We start from the raw sequence: 22,008 nt of genomic DNA on the forward strand, positions 1-22,008 counted from the left end.
ATCAGCGTTTTAAATTTGGAATAAAAATTGTAAATAAGAACTTCGAAATTAAAAAGAAAGTCTACATTTGAGTGTCCATTTGAAACAAAAAATTACTCATGAAAAAATACAATAAATCACTGGTATTCAGCTTATTTGCAATTATCGGAATTTTGATATTCAGCGCTTGCTCATCCGACTCTTCGGAACGCGACGCAGCCGATGCTGCTTCAGCGATAATTGAAGGTAATGAAAAAATCGTTGCCTTTGGGCACATCAGCGCCATGAATATCCTCAACCATGCAGATTATAAAAGCATCCCGAAAGTAAACACCATTTTAGGAAGCGTCCTCGGAAACTGGAAAAGAGGTCTGGAAATTGACAAACCGATTTACTATGCGTTGGAAGCTCCGTTCGGCCATGACGGCACACCGGAAACAGTCTATGCCATCATCAACATTAAAAACCAGGACAGTCTGGCATCCATCATTAGTGAAATGGGGTATGCACTAGATAAGGACGGTGACATTTCCTATCACCAGGAAGACGACGTTACATTCGGAATCCGGAACAAATTGCTGATCGTGATCAGTAAACCGGGAGATTATGACGGAAAAACAAAAATGAAAGAGGCATTTGCGTTAACGGAAGGAGATCTTTCCGAAGGCAAAACAGCAGATATTGTCGCACAAACAGGAGATATTGTTTCAGGAATTGACGTTGCACGCCTGTTGCATACATCGAACACAGAATTGGAAATACTTCCTGCTGAAAAGAAAGAACACCTGGATGAATTGGTTGAAGACGCATACATCAAGACAGTAGTGAATTTCACGGATGGAATGGCTACGATTGAATCTGATAACCTGTTTTCGGAAGACTTAAAGGACGAATTATTCTTCAAGGATAACAACGGAAAAATGTTGGTCAGCCAATTGGGCGGCGGCGATCCTTGGATGGGAGTTGCAATGAACCTGGACTTGCGAAAAGGGGAAAGTTTCCTGAATGATTACTTACCAACAGCACAAAAACGGTTAACAGAAGATTTTCCGGGGGAAGTGAAATTTGCATTATTGGCACTCGGGCAAAACCCACTTTCCAAATTATTTTCAGGTCATGCAGGAATGGTCCTGAAGGGGGACCCTCAATCTGCTATGGGAATGGAACTGGAATACAACAGCTACTTGGGCCTTGGTCCGAAAGGAGATCTTTTGCAAAAAATGATGGATGACCAATTCTCAGCTCTTGCAGAAAAGAAAGGAGACACGTATGTAATGGGAGATCTGACAGTTAAATCAACGAAGAATGGAATCTTTGCTTCAAGCGGAAAAAAAACGGGAGGAAAATTAAGCCTGCCCCCTTACGCTAAGCATTTCGGTGAGGATAGTTTTTCCCTGTTCATTGCTTTTGAAAAAATGGATGTAAAAAGCCTGGAGCTGGAAGACGCAGCGAAAGTGATCGAGATCCTTCAATACGTAACTGTCAACGCGAACAGGGATGGTTCAAAAATCGTGATCGCAGCGAAAAAGAAACACGTAAATATTCTGAAACAAGTAACTGATTTTTATGCAAATCAAATCATGGACAAAATGGATGCGATGGGAGTTTAAATCAATTGACTATATCATGTGGAAAGGTTGTTCGTTCGGAGCAACCTTTTTTTGTTTACACAACATTCAAAACACAATGTAAATCAGGCAATTAAATTCAAAAACAATTTTATTTTCAGTTCATATTTCTTATCTCGCACATTCCTTTTTTTTGTACCTTGTAATGCCAAATTAAACTGATGAAAGAAAAGAAAGATTGGAATCCACTGACTCCGGATGAAGAGCGTATCATTGTGCGAAAAGGAACGGAATACCCCTTTACAGGTCAATACAACAAATGGGACGAGCAAGGTGTTTTTGTATGCCGTCGTTGTGAAGCTCCGTTATACAGAAGTTCCGATAAATTTGATTCAGGCTGCGGATGGCCATCATTTGACGATGAAATTCCAGGAAGCGTGAAACGCATTCCCGATCCCGACGGAAGGCGTGTAGAAATTATCTGCGCCAATTGCGAAGGACACCTTGGCCATGTTTTTACCGGTGAACACTTCACTCCCAAAGACACGCGCCATTGCGTTAACTCCTTAAGTATCTTATTTAAGAAAGAATAACTTCGTTATTCAACGATTGTACTGCACGAATATACGGGAACCCCTTTTCGCTGAATAATCTGGTTTAATTGAATGTGCGCAGCCAAAGCCAATTGGGAATAATTCTGAGATGCATTTCCAAAGCTCGCCGCACTGGTTACCCACATTTTCTGAATCAATTCTTCTCCCGAACTAACCGGTCCTATGGCATTTACAACAGCTTTGACATTCAATGCTCCGGCGTGATACACATGCATCGTCAATAAACGGAACCAAATAGATTGTTCGTCCACAACCAATCCCGCACTTTCGGCAATCCCTTTCGCTGAAGGAATACAAATCCGTTTCAACAATTGGGAAGCGGCGTAGGCCGAACGCATAAAATCTTTTCGTTCATCTACCGAACGATTCACTGTTAACCCCATGGAACGGGCAACGGCGGGCATCAATTGGAACGGGCCGTAAGCACCTACCGAAGATTTTTGCATCCTTCCCGGGCTTTCAATCAGCAAAATGGATTGTGCATACCACGGATCGACACCGAACCCCTCAAATGCAGAAACACCTTTCGGAAGACTCTCAAAGACCAGGTCAAACCGATAAAAATCATTTTTTCCGGTAGTCACATTAATCCGCTCGTCTGCTTTCAAACCAAGTAATGTGCGGACACTGTCTTTGAAGATGGTCTTTTGAGCTTCCGTTTGCGTATGCCAGTCTTTATTCGACATTTTTGCAATAATCTGCCGGGTAGAACCCACGTTGATCAAAACGGAATCCGGTGAAAGGATCATAATCTGCTGCCAAAACTTAGGATGCTGAAGCTGATCCCACTGTGCTGCCTGTATTCCTGCTGCACCCATAATAATATGTTCAGAAGTACCTTCCGTAACAGCGATCATTTCTTTTTCCCAATTCGAATTTTGTGAGGAGGCAATAACCGGAATACACGCAAGTATTGCAAGGAGAGTGTTGCGTTTCATTGTTGTTGTGGGTTTTTGGGTGATGCAAAGTAAGAAAAGCAAGTGAAAATTGCAATAAGTCTGTGAAATTTTAACTTCTTAAGTTGTTCTGTTTTCACTTTGGTCATCATCTGCTTTTTCTTCACCGCTAAAGACCCGGAGTCACAAAAAGTGTTCTTCGAAGTTAACCGCCCTTTTCTCCCACTCTTTCAAGCCGCCGGGATATTTTCAAAATCGCTTTAATCCTTCCCCGTTCACATATGCTTTCAAAATAACTTCCATTTCATCAATAGAAACCGGGAACCATTCTTCCTTAGCCACTTTCCGGATAGTCAGACGCTCTTTGACGGAAAATGTACCGTCCACAATCAACCCGAAAATCAGTAATCGCGCAATCGTTTCATTTTCCTGGACATGTTGACCGAACAGCTCATCAATCTTGACTTCCCGGTCATACTTCAGGTCCAAATCGGGAAAAATTGCCAGTACTTCTTTCATAAAGGAATAAAGTGCAAAGTTGTATTGCCTTTTCTGTTGAGCAATAAAATGAAACAATTTGTTTAACTTTTCCTTTACCTGTACCAACCGTTCTTCGGGGAATTCACTCATAAAATCCCTCGTGGCAGCCGTAGCAACAATCCGCATCTGTGCTTCTTTCATCACTTGCCGGCTGCTCCAGGCATTCCAAAAAGCAAAAATCGGAATCCCGATTAAATCAGTAACAATCCGCAAGGCATACCTTCCGAGAAGACGTCTGACCAAAAATTTCATCAGTACATTCGATAGGGTCGCCTTCAATTTAGTCCCGAGCAAAAGTACGTAATACGAAAATCGCGTAAGTCCGATATACGGATCTATTTCCAATAATTTCATGTGCTTCGCGGGCATTTCCAAACCGGCTTCCGTCAACAGGGCAACCTGTTCCCTGTAATCTTCCCGGGAAGCGGAAGGATACCTGTAAATCTCACAAATGCGGCGAACAGCGTATATATTCAGCATATTCAGGAGCCAGATCTCCGGGAAGATCATCACGACAGCGTATAAGGTATAGTATAACTCAAAATCAAATGTATACCCGAACAGTTCGAAGTGCTGTGCATCCAATAAATTGGAAAAATGGAACGGAAAAATGACCAACATCACCGCACAGGCACCGATCAGACCGGCAATCAGGTAAACCTGCACCTGCAGCTTCTTCAGCTGCTTTTTTTGCTCCGCATTGAGTGTATAGCCCCTCCTTTCCTCATTCCGGATAGCTGCTGTTTTTTTACTTAAATACGTATTTCCCAGTCGAAATGCAATGCTCTTGTTTCGCTTCTTTTGAATTTCTTCCATAAGTATTGGCTAAAATTACAAAATAAGTGTTCCATTCTTATGTAACTTTGCATGGAAGAAAGACATGAAATACATCCGACAATTTTTTATTTCCGTTTTGATCATCCCGGTAAAAATCTACCAGTGGATCATCAGTCCTATTCTTCCCAATGCCTGCCGGTACGATCCAACCTGTTCCGCATACATGATAGAAGCGCTAAGAATCCATGGACCAATCAAAGGTCTGTGGCTGGGAACCAGACGAATTAGTCGCTGTCATCCCTGGGGTGGACACGGATATGATCCTGTTCCCGAAAAAAAATGTTCCTGTAAAAAAGACTAAGCGAGCAATTTAAGCAGTTCTACTTTGAACTTTTCAAAAAAAAACTAAAAACATTTCGCCAATTCATTTATTTTATTTTACTTTGAATTACAAAGTTCTTTTATGGAAAATGAAAAATATTTAGCACAGCTTCAGGAGATCCAATCCATGATGCAAAAATCCTCAAAGTTTTTGTCCTTATCAGGTATTTCAGGAATCCTTGCAGGCACCTATGCATTGATCGGAGCAGGGATTGTTTACTCCATGAGGGCGCGTTTCATTTCTCCTCTCCGGTTTAATTCTTCCGAATTCCTGACAGTTACCATTATTGCAGTGGCTGTGATGGTACTATCCTTTGCAACAGGCGTTATTTTTTCGGTCCGGAAAGCAAAAAGAAAGAACGAAGTCATCTGGAACAAAGTATCCAAATTGTTTATCATGAGTTTCATGGTCCCACTAGTTACCGGAGGATTGTTCGCTATTATTTTGGTCACCAAACGGGATTTCGGATTGGTATCCCCCGTCACGTTATTGTTTTATGGAATTGCGCTGGTCAATGCGAGCCGTTATTCTTTCGAAACCTTGCGAAATTTAGGCTTTGTCTTTATTATTCTGGGACTGATAAATAGTCTCTATATTGGTTATGGTTTGTATTTTTGGATGTTCGGTTTCGGAGTTTGTCACATTTTTTATGGTGCATACATGTATCTGAAATACGATTATAAGAAGTAATGACAAGTATTATATCAGATATCAACAAAACGTTTGACCATCGGATCAGGCTGGGAATCATGTCCATCCTGATGGTGAACGATTCTGTGGACTTTAACAGGCTCAAAGAGCTGCTGGAAGTTACAGACGGAAACCTGGCTTCTCATATCAAGGCTTTGGAACAATCGGAATACATTGACATTAAGAAACAATTTATCGGTAAAAAACCCAACACTACATACGAAGCAACCCCACTGGGGAAACAGACATTTGCCAAGCATCTGGCCGCGCTTGAGCAATTAATCAAAACAAGTAAATAGCTATTTTTTTATTCAATTACTTTGAAATTCAAAGTTCTTTTAAATTAAACAGAATGAAAACTCAAACAACGACAGACAAGCAAGAGCCTAACGGTTTTATGAAGTTCCTGAACGCGCCATTCGGGCGTTTTCTCTTGATCGGAACAATCACTATCTTTCTTCTTCCTCCTCTGGCACGGGTCATATTCCTGATCCAGGAACGAAAAGACCGGGCAGAAACCATCAAAGAAGAAATCCGTTCCGAATGGGGAAGTGATTTCATGTATAAAGGATTGGTGCTGCGGATTCCTCTCAAAAACAGCAAACAACACCTGTTCTACTTCCCGGAAAGTGAGAATACCACACTCCATGTAAATGCAAGTACCAAAAAGCGCGGAATTTATCATTTCCCCGTCTTTCAATCCAACAATCATACCTCAGCAGTATTCATCCCGAATCTGAACAATCCAAACCTGGATCTTTCAAAAGTTCAGATCGGTTTGTTAGCCCTGACCAAAACCCGTATCTCGAACATGGGAAAAATAGAAGTCAACGGAAAAGGACTGGATGTCGAACAGGAAACCACGGCAGAAAGCAGTCCGGACAAGTTATTTTATGCAACGGCTCCATTCACTATTGACAAATCAACCACCCAAATCAATGTCAATACCACTTACACTATCAATGGTTCCGGGAAAATCATCTTAAAAGGTTTTGCCAAAAAAAGTGCATATCAAATGACTTCAAACTGGGAAAATCCATCCTTTTCCGGAACTTCTCTTCCAAATCCGGATTCATTTCAAATCAAAAAGGGGTTTAAAAGTGCCTGGAGCATGATGAATATTGCCCAGAATTCCAAAGTGGGCATCAATCAATCAAAACCTTATGGAAATTTATCTGAAGCATCAGTGGATTTCCTAGAATCGGTCGATCAGTATCAATTAAACGAACGAACGGTGAAATATGCCATCTTAGTGATTTTGTTAACCTTCACGGTGTTTTACCTCATCGAACTGATCGGAAAAATGGTGATCCATCCACTTCATTATTTGATGGTGGGTCTTTCTCTCATTTTGTTTTACGTCATTCTGCTTTCTTTCTCCGAGCAATTCGGTTTTGCCCGTTCCTACTTGGCTGCCAGTATCGGAATCCTGTCTTTATTGAGCTGGTATGCTTATTCTGTTCTTCGATCGCTGAAGTTTGCGTTCACCATTCTTGCCGCCATTTCTATTCTTTACGGTTTCCTGTATGTGATTGTGAATTTGGAAACCTATGCTTTAATAGTCGGAAGTTTGGGATTATTCGCGGTTCTTTCCGCCATCATGAGCTTTACCCGGCGATTAAAAATGTGAGTTACAAAAATCCCCGGCACTTTCCGCTGCGGCGGATTCAGCAACCGGGGATTTTCCTCTCTCCATCTCTCCTTGTGATTTATTTGGTGTAGGTGTATTTACGTGATCGGGTGATGTTGATTCCAAGCGAAATTCCGTAGATCGTTCCGTATTTATTCATACTCGCGTAAAAATTCAAAGGAACATTCAGAGCTCCCGGGCGGAAGGTCTTCCCGAATGCGAAGATGAAGTTGGTAGAAAAGTAGGTTGCTCCTCGCGTATCCGGTCGTTTAAAATAATCCATATGCGCGGCATTTGTCACGCCCATATCGTCGTTCAGCTCCTGGAAGGTGTGAAATTTTCCATCATAATCTGTTGTTCCTGAAATCAGGCGTTTCATCGTAAACGACGGCCCCATGGCAATTTCCCAGGCCCCCTTTCCAAAACGTACACCATGCATAATAGCCAATGAAGGTATTGGAGTACCGTGTTCCATTCCTGCAACATTTCCCAAAAACTCAAACAAACCGCTAAACTTTTCACTTCCGGCATATTGCACTTCCAATTGGTAACCGATATTGAACAAGACGGGCAAGGTCCCCACTCCTCCGTCGCGCTCATTCCGGGTGAAAAACTCACCGTTTTCTCCTGTTGCAACTGCAAAACCAATGCGGGGACCTGAATTATTCATCTTTCCCAAGCCGGTACTTGCTGTCGGACCATCTTTAAAAAACAATGCTTTATAAACGGATAGATCTACGTCCATTTTCAACAACTTATAAATCATGATGTCCGTCATCCGGTTCAATTCGCGCGGTTGATTTTCAAATTGTTCAATTTCATTCCGGTCTATTTCACCGGTTTTTACATTGACAATTTTCATCGAAATAAGGATGCGGTCACCAAGGCCTTCATAACTGGCACTCATTGCAAAATCAGAACTCAACTGGTTGCCTACTTTTCCAAGACAATCCTTCCCCATGCATTCTTTCATTTTATTATCCCCCAGCTTTTCAGCAACATCGTATCGATCGTTTACAACGTACTTTTTAGAATTTACCAGGCTTTTGTAGATTACAGAGCGCAAAATATCTTCATTGGAAGCGATGTTCCGAACCTCAATTCCCGCAATGACCATTGAAGGCAGCTGTGATGTTTGAGCAAACGATTCATAAGTATATAATCCCAAACACATTAGAACTAGTTTTTTCATGGTTTTCAATTTTAAGTTTCAGGACAAATTTGCTAGGTATGCATAGGAATAGAAAACGGAATTCTGCACCTTGATTTCTCACTGTTGCGATATTCCGTACAACATTTTTAAATAAAACAGTATTCTATTTTTTTGTTTGAAAACTAACATTCAAATTCGTTTCTTCGTTATATCACGAAAACAGAACATCTTGTTATCATCATATTATGATATAACAAAAAAGGCTGCTACATTACGTAACAGCCCTCTTCAGACTTAATAAGTCAATTATTTACTTCTCTAATACAATTGGAATATGCTGCGTACCAACCTCCGTTAAAACCCGGATCGTGTAAACACCTTTTGCCATATTTTTCAGATCGACATCCTGTTTGGAATCCTGCAGGTTGCTTATCTCGTAAACCACTTGACCTAATGCATTAAATACCTTAATTGAATTTAAGTTCACCACTCCCGAAGAAATAGTAAATGATCCGGTAGACGGATTCGGATAAACCGTAATGAAGTCCAATTCATTTTCAGCAATCGACGCACAACCGTCAACGGTAACTGTTGTCTGGGCAGAACCCGAACAACCATTTCCATTGGTGTAGTTGTAGGTTACCGTAGTAGAACTGATTCCTACTGTTGCTGGATTAAACTGGTTTCCGCTCACACCGCTACCTGAATAAGTTCCTCCTGCCGGGCTTCCCTGTATCAGGGTATAAGGTCCGTCCGTTACACAAAGCATCGGAACTGAGCCGAAGCTGACCGTTGGATTCGGATTCACCGTCACTGAAATACTGTTGGATGCCACAGAAGGACAAGAAGCGACAGTCGTTGTTGCAGTATATGTCCCGGAAGTCGAAACCGTAATAGAAGATCCGCTGGCAGCATTCGACCAAGTGGTAGCTGATCCGGTAGAAGAAGTCAGTGTAACCGATCCTCCCTGGCAGAATGTAGTTGCTCCACCGGAAGTAATTGTTGGCGCCGCTGGTGCTGCATTCACAGTAATATATCCCGTTTGATTGGATGCATTCGATCCGCCGGAATTGGTCGCTGTTAAAGTTACGTTATAGGTTCCGGCTGTCGGGTAAGTCACTACCTGACTCGCAGAAGTCGAACTGGAAGGTGTTCCACCCGGGAACGACCAACTGTAAGAAGTCGGGTTATTCGTCGATGTGCTGGTATAAGTTACCGACTGGCCTGCGCAGATTGATTGACTTGTAGAACTAAACGATGCAACCGGTGCGGTTGGAGTACCGCTTACTCCAGTTAGATTGATATTATCAATATAGATGTTATTTCCGTTTCCTCCGATATTTCGGAAAGAAATCCAAACAATACTATTGCCGACGTACGGGGTCAAATCCACGGTATCGGATCTCCATTGAGACACGCTTGGTGAGAAAGAACCAGTTGTTGCATTTGCTGTTGCCAAAGTAGTATTTGATTTGGAGTAAACGGTGGTAAACGTATTTCCGCAATCTGTAGAAACCAGCACTTCCAATCCATCATAATAGTTCGAATTATAAGGTGCATAAGCCACATCAAATACTAAACGGGCACTCGAATAAGCGGCAATATCTGCTTTTGGCAAACGCATTTCATCACTTCCCGATACAATATTGTAATTGTCAAACTTCAAGGAATTTCCTGCAGTTGGCGCTCGTCCAACGGTGGAAGATCGCGTCCAGGTTCCGGAACCATTCGGATCAACTATCGTCCATCCTGTAGGCGGGAATGTGGTAGAAACAAATCCTTCACTGATAGGTAAGCTCACTGTCGCATTGGAAGTTACGGTAATATAATTGGTCTTCGACTTGGAATAAGTTGCTCCATTCGATGTAGCTGTTACACTCAAGCTCGCATTATAGGTTCCTGCTGTAGGATAAGTAACCGTTGGACTCACAGCCGTTGAAGTCGATGGCGTTCCGCCAGGGAAAGACCAGGAGTAGGTCGCAATTCCGGATGTCTGGCTAGGGGTATATGTAACCGTTGTTCCGGTACACATGGTTGGTTGGTTTGCGTTGAAATCCAATGCGCAAAGCGATGTTCCCGGTCCGCCACCGACAGCATTCAAATTAGCTGTTGTCCAGATATTGCTTCTTCCGCCCACACTGCTGGTCAATGAAGCTCTCATGCGGGTAACCTGCCCCTGTGTAAACATTTTGGAACAGTAGGAATAGTCCATGTAATTCTCAATGTTGTCAATCACGTTCGTTGCCCATGAACTGAAATTATTCGGATCATTCGTGTCGTCACATGTATTAATACTTAGGTTATTACAATTTGTCACCCCAATACACATCGGTGTATCCTGCACATGATCATCAATTGAACAACTTGAAGCAGTTCCCGGATTGTTATTATCACCCCAAACGTGTGAAAGGTTCAGCCAGTGCCCCACTTCATGCGTTAATGCACGGCTATTTGTAACCGATGCCGTACCGATCGAGCCACAGTAATCATCCAAAATAAAAATTCCGTTGTAATACATATTGGTTGCATTCGCAGTGGAATTTCCATTCGGGTTGAATGTATAACCTGCTGCACCACCGATATCTTTACACACATAAATATTCAGGTACTTGTTGTGTGCCCAAACACCTTGGTACACATTATTGCCGGCAACAATCGCATTAACCTGCAACTGACCGTCCGAACCGTCATTCGTGATCGTATTCTGTGTACGGGTAATCCCCGAAAAACAGTTTCCGTTAGGCGCAACTGTAGCAAAAACGAAATTGATCTCGGCGTCCGTAGGCATCCCTTGAAATGGAGCAGCCACATTATCCGCGTCTGCATTTAATCTTCGGTAATCCCGGTTTAAAATGGCCAATGCATCCGCTACCTGGGCGTCCGAGATATTCTCTGTTCCGCCGTTATGGAGAATGTGGAAAACGACAGGAATGGTATAAACTAACCCGGTAGATTTAACCGTCGGAGTAGAATGTCCTTTCGGCTTCGGATCAATGGTTTCTCTGAAAACGGTTGCGTAACGCGCCGGATCGTGTAATTGCATCTCTTGCATGCGGTGATGCTGGCTGCATTTTTCAACTTCTTGGGGAGAGACAAGCTGTTGAGGTTTTGATTGGGTAACTTGCGAAAAGGAAGTAAATCCCCATAGCATAGCTACAGAAAAGAAGAGTTTTCTCATAAGCGTAGTTTAATTTTGAAATATAGTTTTTTAGTTCTGGGAGTGAAATTTAATCAAAAAATCATTTCAAAAACCTCATCCTGATCCCAATAAATGAATTTGTGAATATCTTTTCGGGTAAAAAACAGGTTTATTATTTCACAAAAACATCGTTGATACTATTAAAATACAACTTATTCAAAACAAAAAACCGGATTGAATTAACTTACAACCCGGTAAATTTATTTTTCGGATCGCTTACTTCAGTTTCTCCAGAGCAGCTTTCAGATTCGAAATGACTCCGTCCACATCTTCCAGTTTACAGGTTCCGACAGAAAGACGATACCAATTGGAATCATCTGAAGACCCGAAAGCATAGAACGGAACGATCGCTACTTTTGCTTCATCCAGGATATATTTCGTCACATCCTGCGTGGTTTCAAGCACCTTGCCAGATTCGGTTTTCAAACCGTGTAAGGCAAATTGGACTGTCAGATAGATTGCTGCCTCTGGAGCAATCGCATCGATGCGGTGTCCCGCCGATTTCAACGACTGGATTCCGTTATAAAACCCGACCAAACGCGCATTGATTTCCGATTTGATGTGGTTCAGATACTTATCGTACTGACTTAGTTCATTTAAATAGTTTGCCGTGGCCACCTGCTCTGCTTTTGGCGCCCAAGCTCCCACATGTGTTAAGATCGATTTGATCTTGTTGATGACGAACTTGGGTCCCATAGTCCATCCTACACGAACTCCGGTAGCTGCCAGGGATTTCGAAATTCCGTCTACAAACAAGGTATATTCGCGCATTTCGGGACGCAGGGAAACCGGATTATAGTGTTCAATTGAACCATGTGTTAACGGCCAGTAAATCTGGTCGTACATCACATACAGTGGTTTCATACCGGATAATGTGCGTTTGTTATTTTCAGCCAATACCAAATCACAGATCTGCTCCAGGTCTTCTTTTGAAAAAACCGTTCCTGTAGGGTTTAAAGGCGAACACAGGGCCAATAAACTTGCCTCCGGAAGGAACGGAGCAATTTCTTCTGCACGTGGCATGAAATTATTCTCCGGACTGGTTTCGATCAAAATCGGACGAGCGTTATTCAAATAAGTATAATGATTGTTATTCCACGATGGAACAGGAAAAATAACCGCATCTCCCGGATCGACAATTGCCTTGAAAATAGCATAAATTGCCGGGCGGGCACCACCGGTAATAACGATTTCGTCCGTCGCATATTCCAGGTCTCCGCGTTTACTCAGCAGCTGAGAAACTGCCTGGCGCAATTCCAACATCCCATCTGCAGCCGGATAATTTGTCTGATCATCTTCGTATGCTTCCTGGATGAACTGCTTTAATTCAATCGGTATCGGAAAAACTTTCGGATTAAAATCCCCGATCGTCAGGTTATAAACCTTTTCCCCTTGCTTGATCTTCTCATTAACCTCTGCAGCTAACTTGATGATCTCAGAACCAATAATATGTTCTGCCAATTTAGAAACACGCGGAGTTGAAAGTTCATTTTTTGTATTCATAGCCATGACTACTTAAAATTAGTGTCGCAAAAATATACACAATTGTTAGCATTCATGAAACGAAATTTTAAAATTCGGTCAAAATATTAGAGATGTTAATTAGGATTTCAGGATGTTAGGACTTAAATTCTCATAAAAGAATAAAACCCAGTCCTGATGTCAGAATATCCGAATGTCTTAAAGTCCAAACAAAAAATCCGGACCACAAACTGATCCGGATTCAAAAAACAAGTAACTAATTACTTCCAGCTGGAAACAATCAGCTTAATATCTTCTTTATCTAATTTAGGAACATTCTTAATGTAATGTCTGGTATACGCAATCGACTTATCGTTCAAATTATAAATCGTAATTTCTGAAAATTGACTTGGATTCAGGTACAAAACACAATAGTTATCAGCTTCAGTGGATTCCAATTCAAGAAAACGGTCAAAATTTACAAATTCATATTTAATGCCTGCCTTAGTCAATTCTGCTTCGTTCACCAGGGTTTTCTTTTCAGAAATTATCAGTAACGTTTTCGTTTTCAACACTGTCGCATTCGGAAGGTACAAAGTGTTCATCGTATTGAAATAAGGCAAACCTCTTTTTTCAATTTTATTTGCGTTCATTTTAACCGCCATATCATTCAAAGCATTGATCATGTAGGGCAAAAAATAGAAAATGCTTTTATTGTCGATCACATCTGTAAATCCGCTGATATCAACAACTGCCGTTGTATTATAAAGAGTCATCCCCTTTTTCTTTAGCGTTTTCTCGCTTACAATTGTCAGGTTAAACGGAAAAGGCACACCTTCATTCGCTAAAAGGGTTAATTGAACATCATCCGCATTCAGTACATCTCCCTTTGATTTATCAATGATTTTCACAGGAGAAACTTTCCAATAGTCATTCAAAGCTTTTACAAAAACTTCATCCGATGCTTTATCTCCACTCAGAACATAACTTAACCCATTTTTCATGAGGTTTTGGTAATCTTCATCTCCGATATCCTGGTAATAGGTTTGTCCAAAGGCAGGTAATGAAATCAGGGAGATGAACAGCAACTTGATTTTTTTCATTTGTTAGATTATTTGATTTATACTGCCGTAAAGGTACTGGTTTATTTTCTACAAACTAAAAAAATCCGGACCACAAACTGATCCGGACTTCCTTCATACAACGAACAATTCCTAGTTCTTAATAAACTTATCCTGAAGGATCGTACCTTCCGCACTGATCTCAATCACATAAGTTCCTTGCTTCAAAGAAGAAACATTCAACTCTTTTTTGTTTTTCAGGTTTTCTGACAATACCCGGTGTCCGGACATGTCATAAATCACCACATTGAAATCCGTTGCCTTAGTTTGGATTGTAATGGTTTCTGTTGCAGGATTCGGACCGAAACTGATTGTTGCAGCCGTTTGCTCCCCCAATCCCAAATTCGGATCAACTACCGTTACTTTTCCTGTCATCACTGAGGAATGCACATTGCAACGGTACATGTACACACCCGCAATATTGAAACGTTTTCCAAACGTCCAGTTTGTACCGGTTGTCAGCATGGAAAAGGATTCAGGGTTTTGCGGAAATGTCGCTGTTGTCCCGTTCAGATTGTGCGAACCGTTGTTGTTGTTTATCCATGTTACTGAATCTCCAAGATCAATGGTCACATCATTCGGTGACCAAGACATTGCTTGCGCATCTACGGTGTAATTTGTTTGTCCGAATGCGACCGGGGCCAAACACATCATAACTAATTGAGTAAATCTCTTCATAAGCTCTTTTTTTAATAGAAGTTATATTATTAAATATTATTTAAGAATATAACGCACTTGGTGAAGGAAGGTTGGAAACCGATCGAAAGTTTTTTTCAGTGAAGTGTAAATTCATCCTTTCATTCGTAATCAGGAATTCGGTATTCATAATTAGTTTGGGCCGTCCCACATTTGTCCCGGTCAACTTCTCCAAACTTTCTCTATTTTTAAAATTCTAAATTCACTTTATGAAAAAACTAGTTGCTTGGATCATGATTGGTGCGATGGTAGCCAGCCTTCGAATGCCGAACCCGCCGGAACAAACTTCAAACACACCGCTTTGGATGCGTTACCCGGTCATTTCCCCGGATGGAAAAACAATCGTATTCACTTATAAAGGGGATATCTACCAGGTAGCCGCCACAGGAGGAACTGCTGTTCCAATCACTCTGAGTGAGGCCTATGATTTTATGCCTGTATTTTCCCCGGACGGAAAAACGATTTATTTTGCATCGGATCGTTACGGGAATTTTGATGTGTTCTCTGTTCCCTTAGAAGGCGGAACAACCAAGCGATTGACGCTTCATTCCAGCAACGATTATCCGCAGTGTCTTTCACCGGATGGAAAACGGGTAGTTTTCATCGCTTCACGTGTTGACAATGCAGCCATGTCTCAATTTCCATATGGAGCTTTGGGTGAGATCTATTCCGTTGGAATTGATGGTGGACGTGAAAAACAGGAACTTTCAATCACTGCTGAAAACATCAAATGGAATAAAGCCGGAACCAAAATGATCTTCCACGATAAAAAAGGATACGAAGATCAATGGAGAAAACACCACCGATCGTCTGTTACACGAGATCTATGGATGTATGAAAAAACAGGCGATCATTTCACCAAACTGACAGAATTCGACGGAGAAGACCGCAATCCGGTTTGGAACAACGATGAAAGCAGTATCTTTTATTTAAGCGAAAAAAGTGGTTCGTTTAACGTCTGGAAAATGAATCCGAACTCACCTGCTTCTGCAACCCAGGTTTCCAAATTTGATAAAAACCCGGTTCGTTTCCTTTCCATTTCAGACAACAACATCCTGTGTTATGGGTATGACGGTGAAATCTACACACAGAAAGAAGGTGCAAACCCTGAAAAAATCGCAATCAAAATAAACACCGAAGACCGCAGTGCAGATCTTCAAAACAAAGCAGAAACAGGCGGAGCGGGTGAAATTGCAGCTTCACCGAACGGCAAGGAAGTGGTTTTTACCAATCACGGAGATGTGTTCGCTGTTTCTTTGGAGAATGGAGTAACCAAACAAATCACCAACACGCCGGAAGAAGAGCGAAACGTGAGTTTTTCTCCCGATGGAAAAGCAATCCTGTATGCTTCGGAACGCAACAAGATCTGGGGAGTTTACCAAACCACCATGGTCCGTAAGGAAGATAGCTATTTCTACGCTTCTACGCTGCTGAAAGAAGAAGCATTGGTGGTAACGGAAAATGAATCCTTCCAACCGCAATATTCCCCTGACGGAAAAGAAATCGCGTTCCTGGAAAACCGCACAGCAGTAAGCATCTACAACCTGGCGAGCAAGAAGATCCGCAATGTACTTCCTGCAACCAAAAACTATTCCTACAGCGACGGTGACCAAACATTCAACTGGGCTCCCGACAGCAAGTACATCCTGGTTTCCTTCCTGCAGGACGGAAATTGGCATGAACAAATCGGGTTGATCGATGTAACCGGTTCCAAACCCATGCTGGAACTGACACAAAACGGATTCTCAAACGGAGGACCGAAATTCCAGATGGATGGAAAAGCCGTTCTGTGGTTCTCCAACCGGGATGGAATGAAAAATGTTGCAAGCCACGGTTCGCAGCAGGATGCCTATGCCCTTTTCCTGGACCAGAATGCATACGATCTCTTCAAAATGAAGAAAGCGGATTATGAACTCTGGAAAGAACAGAAAGAGAAAAACGACAAAGAAAAAGAGAAATCGAAAGAAGCTGAACCCAAGAAAGGAAAAGGTGAAAAAGCAGATACCACGAAAAAAACAGAACCTTTGAAAATCGATATGAATGGACTGATGGACCGCCAGGTCCGTCTGACAGAACATTCGTCTTTCCTGCAAGATGCATTCCTGGACCCGAAAGGAGAGAAATTAGTTTACATCACTCCAAATGAAGATGGGAACAATGTATACGTCCGCAATTTCAAGGACCATGAAACAAAAATGCTCATTCCTTTAAAAGCAGGCGGAATCTGGAGCACTTCCATGGACAAGGACGGAAAGAACATCTTTGCTGTAATCGACGGAAAACTAACGCGCTTAGACCTGGAAAAAGGAGAACGAAAAGACATTCCATTCAAAGCGGAACGCACTCATGACAGCTATGCAGAACGCGCATACCTGTTTGAGCACATGTGGAGACAGGTGAAAGCGAAGTTCTATGTTGCAGATCTGCAGGGAACGGATTGGGATTATTACAAAACGACTTATGAGAAGTTCCTTCCGCACATCAACAACAATTACGATTTTGCTGAAATGGCGAGTGAACTGCTGGGTGAATTGAATGCTTCACACACCGGATGCCGTTTCTATTCCCGCAAGGAAAATGGAGATGAAACAGCCCAGCTGGGGGTTATTTTAGACGAAACATTTACTGGAACAGGTTTGAAGATTGCAGAAATCCTGGACAAAGGCCCACTGGTGAGCTCCGAAACAAAGATCAAGGCCGGGGCAATCATTGAGAAAATCGACGGAGTGGAAATCAAGCCGGAAATGAACTACTATTATTTATTAAATCGTAAAACAGGAAAGACACTGTTGCTTTCCATTTTCGATCCTGCAAGCGGAAAACGCTGGGAAGAAACGATCAAACCGATTTCAGCCGGAGCACAAAGCGAATTATTATACCAGCGCTGGGTAAAACGTATGCAGGCAATGACCGAAAAATTATCCGGCGGAAAACTGGGATACATGCACGTTCGCGGTATGAACGACAACAGCTACCGGGAATTCTACAACCAAGTCATGGGAAAATACATCAACAAGGATGCATTGATCGTAGACACGCGTTTCAACGGTGGCGGCTGGCTGCACGACGACCTGGCAACCTTCCTTTCCGGGAAACAATACATTAATTTTGTTCCGAGAGGACAAAAAATCGGGATTGAGCCGGGTTCCAAATGGACCAAACCAAGCTGCGTGATCATGGGCGAAGGAAACTACTCCGATGCGCACATGTTCCCGGTGGTTTACAAAACCCTGAATATCGGAAAACTGGTCGGGATGCCGGTGCCGGGAACCGGAACCGCTGTTTGGTGGGAAACTCTGCAAGACAATTCCCTGGTTTTCGGAATCCCACAAGTTGGAGTGATGACCATGGACGGAAAATACTACGAGAACAACCAATGCGAACCGGACTACAAAGTAGCAAATGATTACAACACCATGCTGAAAGGCGAAGATGCACAATTGAAAAAAGCGGTGGAGGTATTGTTAGGCAAATAACTCCTTATAATCATTGAAAAACGTCATCTGTCAATTAGCAGGTGGCGTTTTTTATTTTGACTTTTCCTGAAATTTCATAAATTGGATGTCTGATAACGGAAAACACTATTTACTTCCAATGGGCATTCACTCAAAAAAAACACCGAAAAAAGATCCTCCGTCGAATGCTTCAAAAAGAAGCAGTAGGGAGTCAACCGCTTCTTTTCCTTATACGCAACCCCATTCCCTTGTCCAAAAAAAGATGCAGGAACTCGCGGATTACAGTCCACAGGCTTCCCAACTAAAGTCTGTTCAGGAAATGGCCGACAAGAACGAAAAAAACCAAACAAAAGAAAATAACACCGGACTTCCTGACAATTTAAAAGCAGGAGCTGAAAACCTTTCGGGGCATTCCCTGGATGACGTAAAAGTGCACTTCAATTCTCCCGAACCGGCCCAATTGCAAGCCCATGCTTATGCGCAGGGGACAGAGATCCATATTGGTCCCGGACAGGAAAAACACCTTCCACATGAAGCATGGCATGTCGTACAGCAAAAACAGGGGCGCGTAAAACCGACGAAACAATTGAAAGAAGAAACGAACATCAATGACGATGCTGGTTTGGAAAAAGAGGCGGATGTCATGGGAGAAAAGGCAAATTCCCTGCTCCAAAAGCAAGCTTTCCCGGATCAACCGGAAACACTCACGATCAATTCTCCGGGAAAGAAAACTCCCATTCAGGCAGTCATGAGTGTAGATGCGTTTAAGCAATCAACCACACTTGGCGAGAACCGGAAAACAATCGCCGCAATAGATCAGGCACTCCAGGCATACCATGATTTCAGTCTGCAACCGGTAGACATCGAAGACCAGGACGCCAATACCCAGGAGCGATTGCGTTTAATTCAGATAGTACTTCAACGAACCAACACGTATATCCACAATAAAGAACAGGAAAATCCCTGGCACAAACGACTCGAACCTGTACGCAGTTTTAAAGAGGATGTAATCCTGGAGATCCAACAGTTGAATGGTACCATCGTACGGGACTCATTGATCCAGCAAAAAATTGAAGACGATCCGAACTCAAACACAACCCGTGATTTACTTATTGCTGTATCACAGGCACCAAGAGCGAAACCGTGGATCCAGGATTATTTGGGTGTTACAAGCAATCCTCAAAAAATAGCCATGATGGAGCGGTTGTATACCGGCGGAGAACTTCCGGGAATCCTGGACCAGGCATTCATCAATGGGGACGGAACGGATGTATTGCTTGCTTTTCCGAAAGGAAGTGCATTAAATGCCACTCAAAAAGCAATCATCTCCTTATTTGTAGACCGGGTTACAGATCTGGACGCACTGAAAAAACTGGTCTCTCAACGTTTTGATATAGCTGTTGCCAATATCAAAGGCCTGGAAGTAGGAAAACCAACCAATGGTGGAGACGGTGAAACCGTTCAGGCAGAAACCGATTGGGACCTGGAAGGATTGAAACGGGCATTCAATGTAATGAAGATCTTGCCGGATGGACATGCTTCCAGCAATGACAGTTTTGAAAAACTCAAACGTTTCACCGGATCCGGTGGCTGGTACGGTGACACCAACACGGTCGCAATAGCTTACGATAATATCGGCGACAAAAAATCGGATGGAAGAACATTTTCAGACAAATGGAATAACCGGGGACAAGATGTTTTTTCCGGGAAAAATTATTTTGACGCCAGCGTAAGACATGAAGTGGGACATGCAGTGGATCACGAGCACGACTTCAGCGGCAATTATTGCAATACAGCTAATGGCGGCGGCTGGACCACTTTTGCCACTTCCATGAACATGGTCCAGGACTACCTGAACCAAAACAATTCAGCCCTGTCAAACCATCAGGCATGCCTGGGTATGGTGAAACTGGAAATAGCAAAACTAATTACCGCCGAAGAAACAGTTGGAAATGTAAAGGCAGAAGTCATCCGGTTAATGGCCCAAACGAGCGGGAATCATGGCATTGCCTTTGACCCGGCTATTGTGCGCAACGATTCTATTTTTGAAGATCTTCAGAAGGCAAATCTGCAAAAACCCTGGAAATCGTCCGGAGGGAAAGACGTGGGCGGAAAAACATTTGTTTATTCCAATGACACCAAATTATTCTCTTATGACACTGCTGCACGCGCCCGACAGGTATCCAATTACCAATTCCGGGCTCCGGCCGAATGGTTTGCTGAAGCGTATGCCGCATATTATCAGCCGGACCAAACACCGCAAGGTTATGGATCCGCGCTTCAGACCCGCGATGTAACTACCTTTAACTACATTCAAACCAATGTCGATATCGCCCTATAAAACTCACTGAATTATGTCCCGATTTCACGAAGAAACTGTTTCTTGTCCGGTTTGCGGAAAAAAAAGTACGGAACTGATTGCAACAAGTCTCCGAATTTCATCCAACACCCCATTTAAAGATCAAATACTAAAGGGTGAATTTCAGCGCTTTACCTGCGAAAGCTGTCGCCATACCTTCCATGCAGAAGACCCGCTCATGTATATGGACTTTGATAAAAAACTGATGATTGCACAATTTCCCAAACCCTGGAATGCAAATTGGAAAGAACACGAAAAAGTCGTAACCCATAATTATGACAATTACCTGGCGGGTAAATATGCTGCTCCCGCTGCCCGCGAACTGTCCAAAGGGTTTCAGTTGCGAACCGTATTCGGGTTGGACGCACTGGCAGAAAAGATTACCTGCCTGGAATACGGACTGGATGATCAATTACTTTCAATCCTAAAATTGCAGCTTATTTTGAATATCGAAGAAATTCCTTTTCATCCCGAATTCATTCCGCTACTCAAGGAAATCAAAGACGGCGATTTGGTGTTCTTGTGCAGGGTTTTAAATACAGATGGAAATGTAGGACAGGCATTTTTTACCTTACCGTTCCCTCTCGCACTAGATGAAGTAAAAAATGCTGCCGATCAATACCAATCATTGTTGGAAACATTTCAGAATGCAACGTACATTGATACCGGGCGTCTATTCTTTTCCGCTGATACAAATTCGGTTTAGAACATTATGCTTAATTTTCAGGAGTTATTGAAACCGTCATCATGGATATACTGATAAAAAACCAGGCTGCTTCTCAAAGCATTACCGAACAGATTCAAATTCGCACAAAGCTTTACATACGGAAAACCCGGAACCTGCTTTTAATCGGTTTTGGCATTGCACTTTTACTAATCGTTTCAGAAATTTTTTCTTTCAACAGCTATTCCATGATTAGAATGGGAAAAAATCAGGTTTACTCTAATTTCCATCTTATGGGAGGACTCGGAATGGGGCTTGCAATTGTATTCGGTTATTTGGCAATCAGGGTTTCAAAACTGAAAAAGCATGTGCTTTCAGAAGGAAAATCCATGGCAGATCAATTTCATTCAAAAAATGAATTCGAAATACATATCAACGAACAGGAAGTTGTCTTTTCAAGTCACATCCTGTTTCAAAAAATAAATTGGAGCTTATTTAAAAGTTATACCCTTTACGAAAACTACCTGTTCCTCAACTTTGAAAACCAACCTTTACATGGAATTTCAATTGACAAGCGACTTTTATCAGACGCAGAGTTTCAAGCAATTCGAAGAATCGCAACGCACAGGCTCAAAAAAGTCTAAAACGCACTAAACTACTTTTGCATATGGACAACCAAAAAGACACAGCCGGAAACAAAAAAAACACCCAAATCATCCTTTTGTTATTATTGGAATAGCAACAGTTACATCAACCGTTTCCCGTTTTATATAAATACGTGAACGAAGAGAGCCCCCGCCTAGTAAAACCCATTCCTTTTGTCA

Annotated in this window: 17 protein-coding genes; 10 read left to right on the plus strand and 7 right to left on the minus strand. The window is 42.3% G+C overall.

Translation table 11 applies throughout. The annotated features are described in order from the left end of the window. Positions 1–98 precede the first annotated feature (98 nt). Together FO442_RS10430 and FO442_RS10435 are read left to right on the plus strand one after the other, a co-directional pair. Positions 99–1,589, plus strand: coding sequence for a hypothetical protein (locus FO442_RS10430; protein ID WP_144333124.1), 1,491 nt, complete (start codon positions 99–101; stop codon positions 1,587–1,589). Between the two features lie 179 nt (positions 1,590–1,768). Beyond that, complete coding sequence (locus FO442_RS10435; RefSeq protein WP_144333125.1) at positions 1,769–2,140, plus strand: methionine-R-sulfoxide reductase; 372 nt, start codon at positions 1,769–1,771, stop codon at positions 2,138–2,140. Between the two features lie 5 nt (positions 2,141–2,145). On the opposite strand, the gene FO442_RS10440 is transcribed toward FO442_RS10435, so the two are convergent. Both FO442_RS10440 and FO442_RS10445 read right to left on the minus strand, forming a co-directional pair. Further along, on the minus strand, positions 2,146–3,099 hold the full coding sequence (locus FO442_RS10440; protein WP_144333126.1) for a transglycosylase SLT domain-containing protein: 954 nt from the start codon (positions 3,097–3,099) through the stop codon (positions 2,146–2,148). A 207-nt stretch (positions 3,100–3,306) separates the two neighbouring features. After that, entirely contained in the window at positions 3,307–4,413 is a 1,107-nt protein-coding gene (locus FO442_RS10445; protein WP_144333127.1) for an LBF_2804 family protein, read from the minus strand. A gap of 64 nt (positions 4,414–4,477) precedes the next feature. Between FO442_RS10445 and yidD the strand changes: the two genes are divergently transcribed. From yidD to creD, 4 genes are all read left to right on the plus strand, one after another. Next, the gene (gene yidD / locus FO442_RS10450; protein ID WP_144333128.1) at positions 4,478–4,735 is read left to right on the plus strand and encodes a membrane protein insertion efficiency factor YidD; all 258 of its coding nucleotides are present in this window, start codon (positions 4,478–4,480) and stop codon (positions 4,733–4,735) included. Between the two features lie 102 nt (positions 4,736–4,837). Then, on the plus strand, positions 4,838–5,446 hold the full coding sequence (locus FO442_RS10455; RefSeq protein WP_144333129.1) for a hypothetical protein: 609 nt from the start codon (positions 4,838–4,840) through the stop codon (positions 5,444–5,446). Further along, positions 5,446–5,745 (plus strand): winged helix-turn-helix domain-containing protein, encoded by a 300-nt coding sequence (locus FO442_RS10460; protein WP_144333130.1) that lies wholly within the window; start codon positions 5,446–5,448, stop codon positions 5,743–5,745. The genes FO442_RS10455 and FO442_RS10460 overlap by 1 nt, the downstream gene beginning before the upstream one ends. A 53-nt stretch (positions 5,746–5,798) precedes the next feature. Next, on the plus strand, positions 5,799–7,076 hold the full coding sequence (gene creD, locus FO442_RS10465) for a cell envelope integrity protein CreD (RefSeq protein WP_144333131.1): 1,278 nt from the start codon (positions 5,799–5,801) through the stop codon (positions 7,074–7,076). Positions 7,077–7,155: 79 nt separating this feature from the next. Here creD and FO442_RS10470 read toward each other — a convergent pair whose 3' ends face one another. The 5 genes from FO442_RS10470 to FO442_RS10490 form a co-directional block, all read right to left on the minus strand. Further along, positions 7,156–8,268 (minus strand): hypothetical protein, encoded by a 1,113-nt coding sequence (locus FO442_RS10470; protein WP_144333132.1) that lies wholly within the window; start codon positions 8,266–8,268, stop codon positions 7,156–7,158. A 271-nt stretch (positions 8,269–8,539) separates the two neighbouring features. Continuing rightward, on the minus strand, positions 8,540–11,407 hold the full coding sequence (locus tag FO442_RS10475; protein ID WP_144333133.1) for a M43 family zinc metalloprotease: 2,868 nt from the start codon (positions 11,405–11,407) through the stop codon (positions 8,540–8,542). A gap of 237 nt (positions 11,408–11,644) precedes the next feature. Next, positions 11,645–12,931 carry a pyridoxal phosphate-dependent aminotransferase gene (locus FO442_RS10480; protein WP_144333205.1) on the minus strand — a complete coding sequence of 429 codons (1,287 nt, stop codon included), beginning with the start codon at positions 12,929–12,931 and terminating at the stop codon, positions 11,645–11,647. A gap of 239 nt (positions 12,932–13,170) precedes the next feature. After that, positions 13,171–13,992: a hypothetical protein gene (locus FO442_RS10485; RefSeq protein WP_144333134.1), complete on the minus strand. Its 822-nt coding sequence runs from the start codon at positions 13,990–13,992 to the stop codon at positions 13,171–13,173. 111 nt (positions 13,993–14,103) lie between these two features. Continuing rightward, complete coding sequence (locus tag FO442_RS10490) at positions 14,104–14,688, minus strand: T9SS type A sorting domain-containing protein (protein ID WP_144333135.1); 585 nt, start codon at positions 14,686–14,688, stop codon at positions 14,104–14,106. A gap of 227 nt (positions 14,689–14,915) precedes the next feature. Here FO442_RS10490 and FO442_RS10495 point away from each other — a divergent pair, with 227 nt between their 5' ends. The 4 genes from FO442_RS10495 (at position 14,916) to FO442_RS10510 (ending at position 21,828) form a co-directional block, all read left to right on the plus strand. Next, entirely contained in the window at positions 14,916–18,182 is a 3,267-nt protein-coding gene (locus tag FO442_RS10495; RefSeq protein WP_144333136.1) for a S41 family peptidase, read from the plus strand. Positions 18,183–18,267: 85 nt separating this feature from the next. Further along, the gene (locus FO442_RS10500; RefSeq protein WP_222101989.1) at positions 18,268–20,502 is read left to right on the plus strand and encodes an eCIS core domain-containing protein; all 2,235 of its coding nucleotides are present in this window, start codon (positions 18,268–18,270) and stop codon (positions 20,500–20,502) included. A 13-nt stretch (positions 20,503–20,515) separates the two neighbouring features. After that, positions 20,516–21,226 carry a CpXC domain-containing protein gene (locus FO442_RS10505; RefSeq protein ID WP_144333137.1) on the plus strand — a complete coding sequence of 237 codons (711 nt, stop codon included), beginning with the start codon at positions 20,516–20,518 and terminating at the stop codon, positions 21,224–21,226. A gap of 41 nt (positions 21,227–21,267) precedes the next feature. Continuing rightward, entirely contained in the window at positions 21,268–21,828 is a 561-nt protein-coding gene (locus FO442_RS10510; protein WP_144333138.1) for a hypothetical protein, read from the plus strand. Positions 21,829–22,008 lie beyond the last annotated feature (180 nt).

Source organism: Fluviicola chungangensis (assembly GCF_007558725.1).
GTDB lineage: Bacteria > Bacteroidota > Bacteroidia > Flavobacteriales_D > Crocinitomicaceae > Fluviicola > Fluviicola chungangensis.

Coding starts and splice junctions, on each gene's coding strand:
- FO442_RS10505 (WP_144333137.1), top strand. CDS start 20,516: ATGTCCCGATTTCACGAAGAAACTGTTTCTTGTCCGGTTTGCGGAAAA.
- FO442_RS10445 (WP_144333127.1), bottom strand. CDS start 4,413: ATGGAAGAAATTCAAAAGAAGCGAAACAAGAGCATTGCATTTCGACTG.
- creD (WP_144333131.1), top strand. CDS start 5,799: ATGAAAACTCAAACAACGACAGACAAGCAAGAGCCTAACGGTTTTATG.
- FO442_RS10490 (WP_144333135.1), bottom strand. CDS start 14,688: ATGAAGAGATTTACTCAATTAGTTATGATGTGTTTGGCCCCGGTCGCA.
- FO442_RS10455 (WP_144333129.1), top strand. CDS start 4,838: ATGGAAAATGAAAAATATTTAGCACAGCTTCAGGAGATCCAATCCATG.
- FO442_RS10440 (WP_144333126.1), bottom strand. CDS start 3,099: ATGAAACGCAACACTCTCCTTGCAATACTTGCGTGTATTCCGGTTATT.
- FO442_RS10480 (WP_144333205.1), bottom strand. CDS start 12,931: ATGAATACAAAAAATGAACTTTCAACTCCGCGTGTTTCTAAATTGGCA.
- FO442_RS10500 (WP_222101989.1), top strand. CDS start 18,268: ATGTCTGATAACGGAAAACACTATTTACTTCCAATGGGCATTCACTCA.
- FO442_RS10495 (WP_144333136.1), top strand. CDS start 14,916: ATGAAAAAACTAGTTGCTTGGATCATGATTGGTGCGATGGTAGCCAGC.
- FO442_RS10460 (WP_144333130.1), top strand. CDS start 5,446: ATGACAAGTATTATATCAGATATCAACAAAACGTTTGACCATCGGATC.
- FO442_RS10470 (WP_144333132.1), bottom strand. CDS start 8,268: ATGAAAAAACTAGTTCTAATGTGTTTGGGATTATATACTTATGAATCG.
- FO442_RS10485 (WP_144333134.1), bottom strand. CDS start 13,992: ATGAAAAAAATCAAGTTGCTGTTCATCTCCCTGATTTCATTACCTGCC.
- FO442_RS10435 (WP_144333125.1), top strand. CDS start 1,769: ATGAAAGAAAAGAAAGATTGGAATCCACTGACTCCGGATGAAGAGCGT.
- FO442_RS10475 (WP_144333133.1), bottom strand. CDS start 11,407: ATGAGAAAACTCTTCTTTTCTGTAGCTATGCTATGGGGATTTACTTCC.
- yidD (WP_144333128.1), top strand. CDS start 4,478: ATGAAATACATCCGACAATTTTTTATTTCCGTTTTGATCATCCCGGTA.
- FO442_RS10510 (WP_144333138.1), top strand. CDS start 21,268: ATGGATATACTGATAAAAAACCAGGCTGCTTCTCAAAGCATTACCGAA.
- FO442_RS10430 (WP_144333124.1), top strand. CDS start 99: ATGAAAAAATACAATAAATCACTGGTATTCAGCTTATTTGCAATTATC.